The 14,480-nt window shown below is 47.6% G+C and carries 16 protein-coding genes; 4 read left to right on the forward strand and 12 right to left on the reverse strand.

Annotated elements, in window-relative coordinates:
• Positions 1 to 5 precede the first annotated feature (5 nt).
• Genes Phpb_RS00640 through cobA form a run of 3 tightly spaced genes read right to left on the reverse strand, consistent with a single transcriptional unit; the run spans position 6 to position 2,746 of the window.
• Complete coding sequence (locus Phpb_RS00640) at positions 6 to 866, reverse strand: GHMP family kinase ATP-binding protein (protein WP_065388721.1); 861 nt, start codon at positions 864 to 866, stop codon at positions 6 to 8.
• Positions 859 to 1,932, reverse strand: a complete 1,074-nt coding sequence (gene cobD / locus Phpb_RS00645) for a threonine-phosphate decarboxylase CobD (protein WP_065388722.1) — start codon at positions 1,930 to 1,932, stop codon at positions 859 to 861. The genes Phpb_RS00640 and cobD overlap by 8 nt, the downstream gene beginning before the upstream one ends.
• Positions 1,933 to 1,963: 31 nt before the next feature.
• Positions 1,964 to 2,746, reverse strand: a complete 783-nt coding sequence (gene cobA, locus Phpb_RS00650; protein ID WP_065388775.1) for a uroporphyrinogen-III C-methyltransferase — start codon at positions 2,744 to 2,746, stop codon at positions 1,964 to 1,966.
• A gap of 437 nt (positions 2,747 to 3,183) precedes the next feature.
• On the opposite strand from cobA, the gene eutA reads away from it, so the two are divergent.
• The 3 genes from eutA to eutC are packed head-to-tail and all read left to right on the forward strand — an operon-like array spanning position 3,184 to position 6,847.
• Positions 3,184 to 4,596: an ethanolamine ammonia-lyase reactivating factor EutA gene (gene eutA, locus Phpb_RS00655; RefSeq protein WP_065388723.1), complete on the forward strand. Its 1,413-nt coding sequence runs from the start codon at positions 3,184 to 3,186 to the stop codon at positions 4,594 to 4,596.
• 12 nt (positions 4,597 to 4,608) lie between these two features.
• Positions 4,609 to 5,970 carry an ethanolamine ammonia-lyase subunit EutB gene (locus Phpb_RS00660; protein ID WP_065388724.1) on the forward strand — a complete coding sequence of 454 codons (1,362 nt, stop codon included), beginning with the start codon at positions 4,609 to 4,611 and terminating at the stop codon, positions 5,968 to 5,970.
• A 22-nt stretch (positions 5,971 to 5,992) separates the two neighbouring features.
• Entirely contained in the window at positions 5,993 to 6,847 is an 855-nt protein-coding gene (gene eutC / locus Phpb_RS00665) for an ethanolamine ammonia-lyase subunit EutC (RefSeq protein WP_065388725.1), read from the forward strand.
• A gap of 472 nt (positions 6,848 to 7,319) precedes the next feature.
• Here the strand turns inward: eutC and Phpb_RS00670 are convergent, their stop codons facing one another.
• The 6 genes from Phpb_RS00670 to Phpb_RS24280 form a co-directional block, all read right to left on the reverse strand.
• Positions 7,320 to 7,634, reverse strand: a complete 315-nt coding sequence (locus tag Phpb_RS00670; protein WP_036777367.1) for a hypothetical protein — start codon at positions 7,632 to 7,634, stop codon at positions 7,320 to 7,322.
• A gap of 261 nt (positions 7,635 to 7,895) precedes the next feature.
• Positions 7,896 to 8,945 carry a nicotinate-nucleotide--dimethylbenzimidazole phosphoribosyltransferase gene (gene cobT / locus Phpb_RS00675; protein ID WP_065388726.1) on the reverse strand — a complete coding sequence of 350 codons (1,050 nt, stop codon included), beginning with the start codon at positions 8,943 to 8,945 and terminating at the stop codon, positions 7,896 to 7,898.
• 4 nt (positions 8,946 to 8,949) lie between these two features.
• Positions 8,950 to 9,567 carry an adenosylcobalamin/alpha-ribazole phosphatase gene (locus Phpb_RS00680; protein WP_065388727.1) on the reverse strand — a complete coding sequence of 206 codons (618 nt, stop codon included), beginning with the start codon at positions 9,565 to 9,567 and terminating at the stop codon, positions 8,950 to 8,952.
• A gap of 324 nt (positions 9,568 to 9,891) precedes the next feature.
• Positions 9,892 to 10,185 (reverse strand): hemolysin XhlA, encoded by a 294-nt coding sequence (locus Phpb_RS00690; protein ID WP_240003008.1) that lies wholly within the window; start codon positions 10,183 to 10,185, stop codon positions 9,892 to 9,894.
• Positions 10,175 to 10,525, reverse strand: a complete 351-nt coding sequence (locus Phpb_RS00695; protein ID WP_036814493.1) for a hypothetical protein — start codon at positions 10,523 to 10,525, stop codon at positions 10,175 to 10,177. The genes Phpb_RS00690 and Phpb_RS00695 overlap by 11 nt, the downstream gene beginning before the upstream one ends.
• Positions 10,526 to 10,707: 182 nt before the next feature.
• A complete protein-coding gene (locus Phpb_RS24280; RefSeq protein ID WP_240492364.1) occupies positions 10,708 to 10,869 on the reverse strand; it encodes a helix-turn-helix domain-containing protein in 162 nt (53 codons plus the stop codon).
• A gap of 344 nt (positions 10,870 to 11,213) precedes the next feature.
• On the opposite strand from Phpb_RS24280, the gene Phpb_RS00700 reads away from it, so the two are divergent.
• Positions 11,214 to 11,519 (forward strand): HigA family addiction module antitoxin, encoded by a 306-nt coding sequence (locus Phpb_RS00700; RefSeq protein WP_065388728.1) that lies wholly within the window; start codon positions 11,214 to 11,216, stop codon positions 11,517 to 11,519.
• Positions 11,520 to 11,565: 46 nt separating this feature from the next.
• On the opposite strand, the gene cobS is transcribed toward Phpb_RS00700, so the two are convergent.
• The 3 genes from cobS to Phpb_RS00715 are packed head-to-tail and all read right to left on the reverse strand — an operon-like array spanning position 11,566 to position 14,389.
• Complete coding sequence (cobS, locus tag Phpb_RS00705; protein ID WP_065388729.1) at positions 11,566 to 12,312, reverse strand: adenosylcobinamide-GDP ribazoletransferase; 747 nt, start codon at positions 12,310 to 12,312, stop codon at positions 11,566 to 11,568.
• Complete coding sequence (gene cobU, locus Phpb_RS00710; RefSeq protein WP_065388730.1) at positions 12,309 to 12,854, reverse strand: bifunctional adenosylcobinamide kinase/adenosylcobinamide-phosphate guanylyltransferase; 546 nt, start codon at positions 12,852 to 12,854, stop codon at positions 12,309 to 12,311. The genes cobS and cobU overlap by 4 nt, the downstream gene beginning before the upstream one ends.
• A complete protein-coding gene (locus tag Phpb_RS00715; RefSeq protein WP_065388776.1) occupies positions 12,851 to 14,389 on the reverse strand; it encodes a cobyric acid synthase in 1,539 nt (512 codons plus the stop codon). The genes cobU and Phpb_RS00715 overlap by 4 nt, the downstream gene beginning before the upstream one ends.
• Positions 14,390 to 14,480 lie beyond the last annotated feature (91 nt).

Consider the following 14,480-nt stretch of genomic DNA (forward strand, 5'->3'; position numbering starts at 1 on the left):
TACAGTTAACGCACACCACCCGGTATCATGGTCAGCAAGTGCTGACGAGGATAAAAACGCGTTATGCCTCGGTGTTTCAACCACCAGCATAGATATTCAACATCATGATGGCGGCGATCGCACAATAACCCGACAATACTGCCACTATGAGCAACATTCAGCCCGTAGATCCCACTCCGTTCCACTAGTTCCAACAAACTGTCAAACGCCGGTTTTACCAACAACTTTTGACTGGCCTGTGCACTGAGTGTTGTGGCTTCTCCCAATCGCCAACAATTCTGGGTAGTAACAGCCTGACAAAATAGTCTCCAGGCATGCTCTAGCACTGCGGCATTCTCCAGTAATACCGGATGGCGATCTAAACGGTGATAATCAGCCGTGATCAAAGTTTCCCTGCTTTCCAATAACAAAATATCGATAGATGGCTGCCAGTCACAAGCAATCTGAGTAGCAGCCGTTTGATGATCAAACAAGGTAAGTTGGCTAAATAACGTGCTATCAGTAGGCTCAAGCTGTACGCAAAAGCCAGCCAAGGTCGTTTCATCAAGTGTTTCCCCAAAATAACGCGCCGTCGCCAACGCCGTGGCGGCAATATCAGCGGTACTACTTGCCAGCCCTTTCGCTACTGGGATCGTAGAAGTAAAGGAGAGCCGTAAACCTCGCGCCATCTCCACCGATAAACCAAAATACGCCAGTACAGTTTTCATCATTTGGCGCATGCGGGGACGTTCATCTTTTCCCGGCACGCCATCGGTAACAGACACCTCGCTGAACCAATTCACCGGACAAGAGATCAATTTCTCACCACCAAGTATCCATCCTTGGATAAGTTCACCACACGATGCGGGACAACGCGCTTTAGCCATAATTGAATACCTGATGTAACGCCGATACCAGACGGCGATTATCATGTTCACCCTTGATGGCGACCCGATAATAAGCCGCGTCCAAGCCGGGATAGTTAGCACAATGGCGAATCAGTATTCTCTGTTTCAACAATGCTTGTTGAAGATTAATTTCCGGGCGCAGACAATGCAGGAAGATATAATTTGCCGCAGGAGGCCAAACACGCAATGCCGGTAATGCAGTCAACGCCTGATAAAGCCAACGTTGTTGTTCAGCTAACCAGCGGTGTGTTGCTTGAATGTAATCCTTATCATTAAGAACAATTTCACCGGCCAATGCCGCGAAAGCATTAATCGTCCACGGTTCCCGCCAGCGCTTCATTGCCTGAATCCCCGTTACATCACTACTGACCAGATAACCAAGGCGCAGCCCCGGAATAGCAAAAAATTTCGTGAGTGAACGCAGAATATAAAGACGAGGAACATGCGCTATCTGAGGAATAAATCCAGCAACACCCGGGAGGAAATCGATAAACGCCTCATCGACAATCAATGCAATATTATGCTGACGACAACGTTCAAATACCGCTTGCAATAGCACAGTATCTGGCATTAAACCCGTCGGATTGTTCGGTGTAGCAAGAAACAAGCAATCAGGGCGACATCGATCCAATGCCGCCAATAAACGCTGATTAGGCTGATAACCATCAGCTTCACACATTACATACTCATCAATCTGGCAATCAACCCGCTGTAAGGCTTTCCGATATTCAGCAAATCCCGGTATTAGCAACATGGCTCGGCGCGGCTTAAGATAATTCACCACAGCATAAATCAATTCAGTGGCGCCATTACCCGCCATCAGGTTTTCAACAGCGCAATGATGAGCCTGCGCTAACGCTGCATGCAATCGGCGATATTCGGTATCGGGGTAGCACTCTGCGCACTGCAATTGGTTGATAATGGCCGCTTTCAAGGACTCCGGCATCCCTAATGGGTTAATATTCGCGCTAAAATCAACCATCTCTTCTACCGCAACACCCATTTTCAGCGCCATTTCCAGCGCATTCCCGCCATGTTCGCTCATCAAATCCTCTCTCCAGATATTAAATAGAGCATCAAAGCGCCATCAATGATGGAACGGAAGAGAGCAATAGACGATCCCGACTAAAAGCCAATGTTTCCCGCAGACGCACCACATCACCAATCACAATCAACGCTGGCGCAGTCAATCCCTGAGCCGCCACCCGCTGAGCCAGAGTTAACAGGGTTGCACTGGCGACCTGCTGTTGCTGATGGCTGGCATACATTACAACCGCCGCCGGCGTTGTCGGCGCTTTACCGCCTGCGATCAATTGCTCACAGATACTCGCCAGTTGGGTCATGCCCATTAAGATCACCAGCGTACCTTCCAGCTTTGCCAGCGTCGCCCAATCCTGTGATTCATTTCCCTGACGCAAATGGCCGGTAATAACATGAAAACCTGATGCATAATCACGATGGGTGACCGGGATACCGGCACAAGCCAAACCACCAATTGATGAGCTGATGCCCGGTACCACTTCAAAAGGGATTTTCGCCCGTGCCAAAGCTTCCGCCTCTTCGCCACCACGGCCAAACACATAGGGATCTCCCCCTTTCAGCCGGACGACATTTAACCCTTGTTGCGCACACTCTACCAAGATCTGATTAATTTGCCGTTGCGGCACCGGGTGATAGTTCGGCGTTTTACCGACATTAATCATTTTGCAGTTATCAGGCGCTTCGGATAACAGGTCCGGGCTAACTAATCGATCATACACCAGCGCCTCAGCCTGACGGATACAATGTAATCCTCTGACAGTAATCAGCGCCGCATCGCCTGGACCAGCGCCTACCAACCAAACTTTTCCGCTATTCATCATTTTTCTCACCCTTAACGAAAGTCTGTTAGAAGATATATAACCGATAGCCAGCAACGCGATCTGGTGTAAGATCAACAATTATTCATTTTTATTAATGTATTGATGATAACCCTCTGTCCTGACACATTGCAGCTTTATCTGCTTGTTTCCCTTAGCAACTTCGCCGTGCATCTTATCTATACCCTATGGATTTCAAGATGCATCGCGGCGGCAAGGGAGCGAATTCCCGGGAGCATAGAGAACTATGTGACCGGGGTAAGTGAGTGCAGCCAACAAAGAGGCAACTTGAAAGATGACGGGTATACGCCATTTTTATTATAACCCTTAATACTTTTGTGACTACCGTTGACTTTTCAACCAAATTGACGACATTTAATACTGATTGATAAAAAAAAATGCCAACATACGCCTTATTACAGACAAGAGGCGTAGCGATGGAATCCAAGGAATTATTCAGTGTCGGAATTGACATCGGCACTACCACCACACAAGTGATCTTTTCACGTCTGTCACTGGTGAACCGTGCCGCGGTATCACAAGTGCCACGCTACGAGTTTGTTAGCCGCGAGATTATCTGGCAAAGCCCGGTGTTATTCACCCCCGTGGACTTCGCCGGACAATTGCGTGAAGACGAGCTGTTCAACTTGATCCTGGCACAATATCAGGCAGCCAACATCGATCCGGAAAGCATTGATTCCGGCGCGGTTATCATTACGGGTGAAACCGCGAAAACATGCAATGCACGCCCTGCGATTATGACACTGGCGCAAAAATTAGGGGATTTTGTTGTCGCGACAGCGGGACCACATCTGGAATCAATGATTGCCGGTTTTGGTTCCGGCGCTCAGGAACTGTCACAGCAAAAAATGGCGAGGGTACTCAACATTGACATCGGCGGCGGCACAGCCAACTATGCGCTATTTGACGCCGGGCGACTTATCGCCTCCGCTTGCTTAAATGTCGGCGGCCGCTTATTGGAGACCGACCCTCAAGGGAAAGTTTTACGGGCGCATCCGCCCGGATCGCTCATCGTTGATTCATTATTTGGCGAAAACACAGATATTCAACATCTGACAGCCACGCAATTACAACAAATTGCTACGCGGATGTCCCAATTGCTGCGGGAAGTCGTCACCGGGCAACTCACACCACTGACACAACAATTACTAATGACCGAACCGCTGCCAAATTGTGATGAACTCTATGCAGTTACCCTCTCCGGCGGGGTAGGCGAGTGTTACCGTGAAGCATCGGATCATGATCTATTCCGTTTTCACGATTTAGGGCCATCGCTGGCGCAAGCTATCCATCGTGATAACGATTTCACCAAACTACCGCTGCAAGTGCCAAAACAAACCGTGCGTGCTACCGTGATTGGCGCCGGCGCTCATACATTATCGTTATCCGGCAGCACCATTTGGCTCGATACACTATCACTACCACTGCGCAACATTCCCGTCGTCCATCCTGACACAGAAGCCGCTGAATCGCTGGCAGAAGCCTGGCAACATGCACTCACACAAATGGATCTGAATGCCGAACAGGATCTATATGCATTGGCCCTACCCGATGCCCTGCCGGTGAATTATGCCGCCGTACAGACATGCATTACCGCTTTACAGAATTTCACCGCCCGCTATCCCTCTTCTTACCCGCTGCTCATCGTCGCCGGTCAAGATTTTGGTAAGGCATTGGGTATGCTGTTACATCCTCTGATGAGAGAACGGCCGCTGGCGGTTATCGATGAAGTTATCACCCGCACCGGGGATTATATCGACATTGGCACGCCACTATTTAATGGCACTGTGGTTCCCGTCACTATCAAATCACTGGCTTTTCCTTCCTGAGAGAGCGTAAACATGAAATTGAAAACTCAGCTTTTTGGTAAGACCTATCAGTTTAAAGATGTCAAACAGGTGCTGGCAATGGCTAACGAATTGCGTTCTGGAGATATGCTAGCCGGGGTGGCTGCCGAAAGTTCCCAACAACGGGTAGCGGCTAAACATGTCCTTTCGGAAATGACGATTGCGGATATTCGCATGAATCCGATTATTCCTTATGAAGAGGATTGCGTGACTCGCATTATTCAGGATGACATTAATGAAATTGCCTACACCCGCATAAAAAACTGGCGTATCGGTGAACTGCGTGAATACATATTAAGCGACGATACCAGCGTGGATGATATCGCCTTTCTGCGTAAAGGGATAAGCTCCGAAGTCGTTGCCGCCGTGGCGAAAATCAGCTCCAATGCGGACCTGATCTATGGCGCGAAAAAAATGCCGGTGATCAAAAAAGCCAATACCACCATCGGGACGCCGGGAACGTTCAGCGCCCGGCTGCAACCTAACGATACCCGCGACGATGTACAAAGCATTCTGGCCCAGATTTACGAAGGGCTATCGTTTGGCGTTGGCGACGCGGTTATCGGCGTTAATCCGGTAACTGATGATGTGGAAAATCTCACTCGCGTGCTGGATACCCTCTATGAGGTGATCGACAAATTCGCTATCCCGACTCAAGGCTGTGTTTTAGCCCACGTCACAACCCAGATAGAAGCTATTAAGCGTGGCGCGCCGGGTGGTTTAATTTTCCAAAGTATCTGCGGCAGTGAAAAAGGGCTAAAAGAGTTTGGCGTAGAATTGGCTATGTTAGACGAAGCGCGTGCCGTTGGCGCGGAATATTGCCGTCTTGCCGGCGATAACTGCCTCTATCTTGAAACTGGACAAGGCTCCGCTCTCTCCGCCGGCGCTCACTTTGGCGCTGATCAAGTGACGATGGAGGCACGAAACTATGGCTTGGCGCGCCACTATGACCCATTTCTGGTGAATACCGTTGTCGGCTTCATCGGGCCGGAATACCTCTACAATGATCGCCAGATTATCCGCGCCGGATTAGAAGATCACTTTATGGGAAAACTCAGTGGCGTCTCAATGGGATGTGACTGCTGCTATACCAACCACGCAGATTCCGATCAAAACCAGAATGAAAACCTGATGATCTTGCTGGCAACCGCAGGGTGTAACTTCATCATGGGAATGCCGCTCGGTGATGATATTATGCTCAATTACCAGACTTCCGCTTTCCACGATACCGCCACTATTCGTCATCTGCTTAACCTGCGTCCGTCACCCGAGTTCGAACGCTGGTTGGAACATATGGGGCTGATGGTAAATGGTCGCTTAACATCACGTGCGGGCGACGCGTCATTCTTTTTCTGATTCTTTGCTGAGATAAATCACCATGAACCAAAAACCAATTGAAGAGAATGTAAGCGATCTGGTATCTGACCTGACCCCCCATGCATCCCCTGAAATCATTGACGAAACTGAAAACTGTACGCCGGATTTAGGCTCCTTAGAGGCCAAGCAGTGGATTGGCGTCCAAAACCCGAACCGTATGGAAGTCTTACAGGAATTACGCCGTAGCACTGTGGCGAGAGTCGGTACCGGCCGCAGCGGTCCACGCCCCCGTACTCAGGCATTACTGCGTTTTCAGGCCGATCACTCCCGTTCTAAAGATACGGTGTTAAAAGAAGTCCCGGTTGAATGGATAGAAAAACGCGGATTGCTGGAAGTGCAATCTCAAGTCAGCGACAAAAACCTTTATTTAACTCGCCCGGATCTGGGAAGAAAACTCAGTGCGAATGCGGTAGAAACCTTGCTGACACAGTGCAAAACTGGTCCCGATGTACAGGTTGTGATCTCTGATGGCCTTTCTACTGATGCCATTATCACCAACTACGAAGATCTTGTACCACCACTGTTAAAAGGGTTGGAACAGGCAGGAATGTGCATCGGCACACCATTTTTTGTGCGTTATGGTCGCGTCAAAATCGAAGATCAGATTGGCGAGTTACTAAAAGCTAAGGTAGTTGTCTTATTGATTGGAGAACGCCCCGGATTAGGGCAATCAGAAAGTCTCTCCTGTTATGCAGTTTACCAACCGACTGTAGAAAAAACGGTTGAAGCTGACCGAACTTGTATCTCGAATATTCATCGTGGCGGCACACCACCCATCGAAGCTGCGGCAATTATTGTCGATTTAGCTAAAAATATGCTGGCACAACAAGCTTCCGGTATTGCGCTTAGTCGTTAAGTAGAATAGTAGATATATACCCGTCATCTTTCAAGCTGCCTCTTTGTTGGCTGCACTCTCTCACCCCGGTCACATAGTTATCTATGCTTCCGGGGATTCGTTCCCTTGCCGTCGCGATGCAACTTGAAATCCATATGGTATAGATATTGGGTTCATTGCCAAAGAATGTGATAAAACTCATGATAAGGGAAATTTAGCCAATCCTTTGGTGTTATAAATAACATTTAATTGCTGACAATATTCCACTTAAATTAAACTTGAATAAATTTTTAATCCAATACGATTAAGTATAATGAAAGTCATTGGCAATCAAATATTACGAGATATATTTACTAAAAACGCTTAAAATTATTACTCAAGAATAAGTCAATCTAAAAAAAGAAATTAAAATAAAGGATGGCAGGTTAAAACCTGCCTCCCATTTAGTTTGGTAGATAGTGAAATTCTTAAAATAGGGTTCATGAAAGATCAACTACCAATTCCAAAACTGCGATGTAACTTCAATTTCTGCGTTGTAAATAGTGCTGAGATTGGTGACTATAATTTTATAAAAATAAACAGCGTTAACAGGTGCGAGAAATGTTTTCTCCTCACCGGGGTAAACATCAATATAACCATACTGGTTATAATCTCCAATCGGGGGAGCCCAGTAATTTACCGCCCTAATCGGTGCCATACCATTGTTTTTTATAATCGCCAAAGGATAATGATTGGGAAATATTACATTTCCATGCTTAAAAATCTCAAACGATTGACCAGGGTTTATAGCTATAACTTTCGATGACATTTTATTCCCTCCTTATTTTAACTGTTATTTAGTGAAATATATAATAGGTGATTTCACCTATGAAATTTAACTTAACACTTTCCGTGAACAGTTAAATATTGAAATTTGTCAGTGAAGTAAAAGAAATACGATAAACGAACTCATCGTATATAAGTCTCATTCAACGGTAAGATTAGTAGAATTCCAGACCTGACAATATTCAGGTCTGAATATAATTATTTTATTTTCTTATTAATGCTGGTTATCAAATTATCCTAATAATTAAAATGGCAACACAATATTACTTTCAGTAAGTAGTCCCATATTGTTATACATAGCACAAGCCGCATCCACCAGATGCATAGCCAATGCAGCGCCGCTACCTTCCCCTAAACGCATGTCCAAATGCAGGTAAGGCTCTAGTTGCAGGTGTTGCAACGCAATAATTGAGCCTTTCTCTGCCGATAAATGCGAAGGGATCAGGTAATGACGTACATCGGGAGCAATTCGACAAGCGGCCAGCGCCGCCGCGTAAGAAGGGAATCCATCCAGAATCACCGGCAACCCGGCAGAGGCCGCGCCAAGCATTACGCCTGCCATCCCCACCAAATCATAACCCCCGATCTTCGCCAACACATCAATGCCATCTCTGGCATCAGGCTGATTGATTTCAATCGCCTGTCGCACAACCGCCACTTTATGATGCAAGCGTTCTCTGGGGAAGTTAGCCCCAACTCCTACAATCTGTTGTGGATCGTTGTCCGTAAAAACGCTGACCACAGCCGCCGCCGGTGTGGTATTCGCCATACCCAATTCACCCACACCAAACAGTTTCACACCGTTTGCAACCTGTTCCAGCGTTAAATGTGCGCTTGCCAATAGCAAATCTTCGGCTTGCCGGCGGCTCATCGCCGGTCCATGAACAATATTGCCACTACCACGCCCCATCTTCATGTTCACTAATCCCGGCACAGGATCACTGTCAATGCCCACATCCACAACTTTCACATCCGCACCCGCATTCGCCGCCAATACGCAAACACCGGTGATCCCTTTCATCATATTCCGCGCATGAATCTCCGTCGCTGATTTGGGCGATATGGTCACGCCTTCGTCATAAACCCCATGATCAGCGACCATCACAATAATCTGCTTACGATCAATATGATGACCCGATAATCCCCGCATGCCGGCAAGTTGAATCGCCAGATGTTCCAGACGTCCGAAGCTGCCTGTTGGTTTAACCAGCCCATTCAATCGAGTCCCAGTACGCGCCATCGCTATGTTATCCAACGGCGCAATAGCATTAATGATCGATGAAAATGTTTGCATGGTGTTATTCCTGTGTCTCAGGCGGCCAGTCACTCCGGTTATTAAATGTGCGCAAGGTAGTCAATCCATGTTGGGCTTCCACTACACTGTACGTTCCCTGTTCAAAATGAAAATGCCACATGGCAGCAGGCGGCATAGCCAGCAGACGCGCCAGTAACAAGCCCAATACCCCCTGATGTGCGACTAACAACAGATTATCCTGACTTTCTTGTATCAGCAGGTGCTGAACCACGTTTTCTATCCGGGCTGCAAATGCCGGAAAGGTTTCCCCCCCGGTCGGTGCTGCCTGTTGCCAATCCGCTAACCAAGCAGCCCAAGCCTCAGCATCTTCATGCTGCAAATCGCGGTGATGGCGCATTTCCCATGCGCCAAAATGCATCTCATTGAGTTGCGTATCAATGCTAGCTGACAGCGAGTGACCGGCCAGAATAATCTCCGCAGTATGACGCGCCCGCCGTAATGTGCTGCTTATCGCTTGCGAAAATGTCACTGCCGATAGATAGCGGGCAACTTGCCGAGCCTGATTTATCCCCGTTTCAGTCAACGCCACATCCGTCATACCACAGAAAACACCACTCAGATTCGCTTCCGTCTGACCGTGCCGAACCAAAAATAGTCGCATTGTTGTTACTCTACCTCAGATGTGTTTTAGAGCTGTTAATTCAGAAACACGTAGATTCAGACTCGTTTTTTAGCATGTTACCCCCATTCATCATAAAATGACTTGCGAATGTGTGTCGTAGTACATGTCTCGCCAGCCTTTTTGCTAGATTGGGAATCATTGATTTAATACCGTTTTGGGTAGCGATTACCCAACGTTCATACTGTTGCGCTTCGGACTTTGTGCCGAAGCACTTACGAATATGCTTGCCCTTGCGGGCGAACATCAGCAAGGTACTGCCCGCTATCCAGTTTGGATACACTCACAAAATGTCTACCAGAAATTTCACCCAAACAAATAACGAGCCACAGCTAATGCCAACCCAGCGGTACCAATTATGGTTGCAGCTAACCACTTCGTCTGTGCACTGATTTCTTTATGTAGGTCGCCTTTTGTCGCAAACTCTTCAGATCGAGTTGTTAGCTTGGTTAACTCTATCTTTATTTGCATGACATCTGATTCAAGACGCGCCACTCTTGGCTCTAAACTGCCGCCATCACCGCCATCATTACGGGTAGTATCCATATCATCACCCCCTTTACGTTTAGTACTATTCATATAAGATATATTACTCATCATGAGATCCCTTCTCTTGCTGACTCAACCAATGAAGCACAGATCTGACCTCATGAGTGGTAATATAGCCACAATTATCACAGCTGAGTTTATAATAATAATTAGCATCACTGTCGGTAGGTTGTTCTGGTGCGTGTCTGAAAAAAGTAACAAATGTTTTGCTAACCGATTGCCCATGAAGCAAGTCAGCAACCGCAGCTTTGCTTGTCTCAGCAATAACTTGCTCACCAACACTGTGGCACATCGGGCATATTCGAGTTACTTTCTTCGCGTCCAAGAACTTGAAGAAAGTATCAGCATTTATTGTTTCCAACTTCTTAATAAGTTTGTTTTTGTCTTTCATTTAATCACTATTATAAATGTTTTCGTTTAATGAGTTTCTTAACTTATAAACAAAGGGGAACCACGCTCCCAACGTATGTATATCTTTATGCCCGTCGTCTTTCAAGTTGCCTCTTTGTTGGCTGCGCTCACTCACCCCGGTCACATAGTTTGCTATGCTCCCGGGGATTCGCTCCCTTGCCGTCACGATGCATCTTGAAATCCATAGGGTATATGCCCCGTTTCATAATTTTTTACAGTACGCAAACCCAATCCTAATTCTTTTGCAAATGCAACTTTCGTTAGCCCCTCTGCTTTTCTAATGAGTTTAAGTTTTTCCGCATAACCGTTTGACAAGACTCCCACAGGAGATCATCCTCATGTTGAAGCCTCCACCTGGAGACCTTAAAGTACGACGAAATCCAGTTAAATCTGGACGAAATCCGGATAAGGACTTGGGAAGAATAAACTATGCCAGCTAAAAGACCTAAACCTATTGTTATAAAAATGCCCGATTGCCCTGTTGTTCTCTGCCTGCCATACCACCCAACGCTAACGCTTTCAGCATATGCGGAGTTTACAGATCAAACGGTCAGAACCTCCAACAACAAGCCAATGAGCAAAGATTGATACTGACAAAAAAGAAGAAAGGCAGAGAACGTGAAGTAAATATGGTTTTATTATTCCTCTTGGATTTCACAGGAAACTTTATGGATACCAGAACAGCAGAACCTACCACTGTAGGTGAAATGTTGGCTGAAGAGTTTTTGAAACCCTTGAAAATAACTCAACAACAGTTGGCGAATGCGATGGGTGTTTCTCGCAAGGTTATCGGCCAAATTGTGAATAATTCCCGGCGCCTGTCCGTCGAAGAGGCCACACAGTTAGCCGGTTTATTTGAAACGGACGAAGATTTTTGGATTAACCTCCAAGCAGCTCATGATCGCTGGGAAAGTCGCCAAATTTCCGCCCGTAAGCATTATGCACCTATTACTGTTATTCTCTCAGCCAGCTAATGATTAGTGTAAGAATAGGGAGTTGGACATTCTGTTAGGAGGCTACTCACAGTAGCGCCAGTAAAAACACCAACTCCCCGGCTTCCACTGACGCGCCAAGGGTATCACCGGTCTGGCCGCCTAAACGGCGATGCAGATACAGCGCCAGCAACCCGATAACCAGCAATGTGATAACCAATGCTAATACACCAGACCATCGCATCAGTAGAGCAATCAATATTACCCCACCTAACAATGTCAACAGTGTCTGACAACCGTTAACCCGCCCGATATAAAGGTTCCCTAACCCAATTCCCTCACGGGCACAACGCTGGCGGTACATTAACAAGACAATCGCACTCCTGCCCGCCACTGACGCAGCGGCCAAAGCCATTAACATGGAAGCACCACGCAGAGATAATTCGCTCACCACCAGCACTTTCGCCAAAATAAGGAAGATCAACGCCAGCCCACCATTGGTTCCCAAACGGCTATCACGCATAATCTCTAGCATTTTTTCCCGTTTACGGGCAGAAAACACGCCATCACAGGTATCAGCTAAACCATCAAGATGAAGCGCTCCAGTTAACAACGCCAGCGCTAATACGTAACCCAGTGCCGCCAAGGGAGCGCCACACCAAGGAGTCAGCAAGGTAAAAACCGCCGCCGCAAGTATACCGACAATCAATCCAACCAATGGAAAACTCGCTATACCACGCACGTATTGATCGATTTCTAATCCCTGTGTCCAGCGCGATGGTACCGGAATGCGGGTCATAAATTGTAAGGTGGCAAGAAACAAGCGCAGATTCATTTAATTTTCACCTCAATTCCCGATACCATCAAAAATACTTCACTGGCAGCCGCCGCCAGCCGCTGGTTAACCCTTCCGGCAATATCGCGGAAATGGCGAGCCAGACGGTTCTCCGGCACAATGCCCATTCCCAGTTCGTTAGTGACCAGATATATCGGGGAAGTCATACAAGTACAAGCCGCTAGCAGATCGCTAATTTGCTGCTGAATTCCCACCTCCAATACCGCAAAATCCATTTGTTCAGGTGGTGTCTCTCCGGCTTGCTCAAATAATAGGTTGGTAATTAAGGTGGTGATACATTCTAAGATAACCGCTTCTCCCGGTCGGGTTTGCGTCGAGATAACCGCACCGAGATCGCGATAGCCCTCCCATATACGCCAATGAGCCGGCCGATTTTCGCGGTGCAGTCGTATACGTTCAGCCATTTCACCGTCTGTCACTACGGCAGTGGCAATATACAACACCTGTTCACTCGCTTGTGCCGCCAGCCTCTCCGCCAGCACACTTTTACCACTGCGCGCCCCGCCAGTGATCAAAATCACGGAGCCGCACCTTGTCGATAGGTTTTCATACACTGATAAATCCGTTCTATATCCAGATGTTCGCGCATGGCTTTCGCCAGAAGGTCAAACTGAGTCTGTTTGTAGTGGGTATAATCCAGTATTTCCCCTTGGTAAGCCGCCAATCCTTTGCGCTGACGCAAAGCGTTAAGCAGAGCGCGGGTAAAATTAGCGCTATCAAATAAACCATGAATATAACTGCCCATCACACTGCCCTGTCGATTAACCGCACCATCACACCAATCACCGGGCTGGCCGTTACGCTCGGTAATACAGGCAAACGGGGTTGCATCCGCTCCCAGTATCGATTTGCCCATATGAATTTCATAACCGCGAATAGGCTGATCGATACAGTCTGACAACAAGCCCGGCAATGCTGACAAGCTCTTACCGTTTACCCTAGTCGTTACTTTTTCGTGGGCAAAGCGGGTTTCCATATCCAGCAATCCAAGGCCCTCCATCTGTTCAATACCCGATTCCACGCCATCAATGATCCGTCTCCCCAACATTTGATAACCACCGCAGATACCGATAATAGGAACACCCGCCTGATGTGCCGTTAACAGGGCATCCGCTAACCCGTTCCGCCGCAGCCATTGCAAATCTCCCAATGTGTTTTTGCTACCGGGCAAAATAATCAGATCCGACGGCTGCAACGCTGATGGTTGAGTCACATAGCGCAAGCGAACATCCGGTTGCACCGCCAGCGCGTTAAAGTCAGTAAAATTAGCAATATGGGGCAAACGAATCACCGCAATATCCAACGCCTTTTCTGTCGCGCCATCATATTTGCCGGTTTGCAGTGCGACACCATCTTCATCTTCCAGATCAATATTCAGCCAAGGCATCACTCCCAATACCGGCACGCCGGTTAAGGCTTCAATCTGTTCAATACCCGGCTGGAGCAAACTGACATCACCTCGGAATTTATTGATGATCACCCCTTTTACCCGCGCTTTCTCCTCCGGGCGTAGTAGTGCCAAGGTGCCATAAATAGCCGCAAATACACCGCCGCGATCGATATCCGCTACCAACAGCACAGGGGCATCCACCATCTCCGCCATCCCCATATTGACAATATCTCGATCTCGCAGGTTGATCTCCGCCGGACTGCCCGCCCCTTCCAGCACAATGACGTCATATTCACGGGCCAGACTGTGAAAAACCTCACAAATTTGCTGCTGTAAACTGGGCTTGTACTGGTGATACTCCACCGCATTCATGCTACAGGCCACTTTTCCCATCAACACAACTTGAGCTTTACGCTCGCTGGTGGGTTTAAGCAATACCGGATTCATCCGCACATCAGGCTCGATACCCGCCGCCTCCGCCTGAAAAATCTGCGCCCTTCCCATCTCTTCACCGTTAATAGTGATACCAGAATTCAGCGCCATATTCTGTGATTTAAACGGTGCGCAGCGATAACCATCTTGAACAAAGATACGGCACAATCCCGCGACCAGTACACTTTTCCCAACATCAGATGCCGTACCCTGCAACATTAAAGACAAGCCCATCATGCTATCTCCTTCATTATGGAAAAGGTTGGCCCGGCGATCAAATCGTCAATATTCGCCGCCATTACCAACCCAATGAATATTTTTTGCT

The sequence above is a fragment of the Photorhabdus namnaonensis genome (genome assembly GCF_001684335.1).
GTDB lineage: Bacteria > Pseudomonadota > Gammaproteobacteria > Enterobacterales > Enterobacteriaceae > Photorhabdus > Photorhabdus namnaonensis.

Bases quoted from the DNA above. Each gene is read 5' to 3' on its own strand.
- Phpb_RS00670 (WP_036777367.1), bottom strand. From the start codon at position 7,634: ATGTCATCGAAAGTTATAGCTATAAACCCTGGTCAATCGTTTGAGATT.
- cobS (WP_065388729.1), bottom strand. From the start codon at position 12,312: ATGAATCTGCGCTTGTTTCTTGCCACCTTACAATTTATGACCCGCATT.
- Phpb_RS00680 (WP_065388727.1), bottom strand. From the start codon at position 9,567: ATGCGACTATTTTTGGTTCGGCACGGTCAGACGGAAGCGAATCTGAGT.
- Phpb_RS00695 (WP_036814493.1), bottom strand. From the start codon at position 10,525: ATGAAAGACAAAAACAAACTTATTAAGAAGTTGGAAACAATAAATGCT.
- Phpb_RS00690 (WP_240003008.1), bottom strand. From the start codon at position 10,185: ATGATGAGTAATATATCTTATATGAATAGTACTAAACGTAAAGGGGGT.
- eutC (WP_065388725.1), top strand. From the start codon at position 5,993: ATGAACCAAAAACCAATTGAAGAGAATGTAAGCGATCTGGTATCTGAC.
- eutA (WP_065388723.1), top strand. From the start codon at position 3,184: ATGGAATCCAAGGAATTATTCAGTGTCGGAATTGACATCGGCACTACC.
- Phpb_RS00715 (WP_065388776.1), bottom strand. From the start codon at position 14,389: ATGGGCTTGTCTTTAATGTTGCAGGGTACGGCATCTGATGTTGGGAAA.
- Phpb_RS00660 (WP_065388724.1), top strand. From the start codon at position 4,609: ATGAAATTGAAAACTCAGCTTTTTGGTAAGACCTATCAGTTTAAAGAT.
- Phpb_RS00700 (WP_065388728.1), top strand. From the start codon at position 11,214: ATGGATACCAGAACAGCAGAACCTACCACTGTAGGTGAAATGTTGGCT.
- cobT (WP_065388726.1), bottom strand. From the start codon at position 8,945: ATGCAAACATTTTCATCGATCATTAATGCTATTGCGCCGTTGGATAAC.
- cobD (WP_065388722.1), bottom strand. From the start codon at position 1,932: ATGAGCGAACATGGCGGGAATGCGCTGGAAATGGCGCTGAAAATGGGT.
- Phpb_RS00640 (WP_065388721.1), bottom strand. From the start codon at position 866: ATGGCTAAAGCGCGTTGTCCCGCATCGTGTGGTGAACTTATCCAAGGA.
- cobA (WP_065388775.1), bottom strand. From the start codon at position 2,746: ATGAATAGCGGAAAAGTTTGGTTGGTAGGCGCTGGTCCAGGCGATGCG.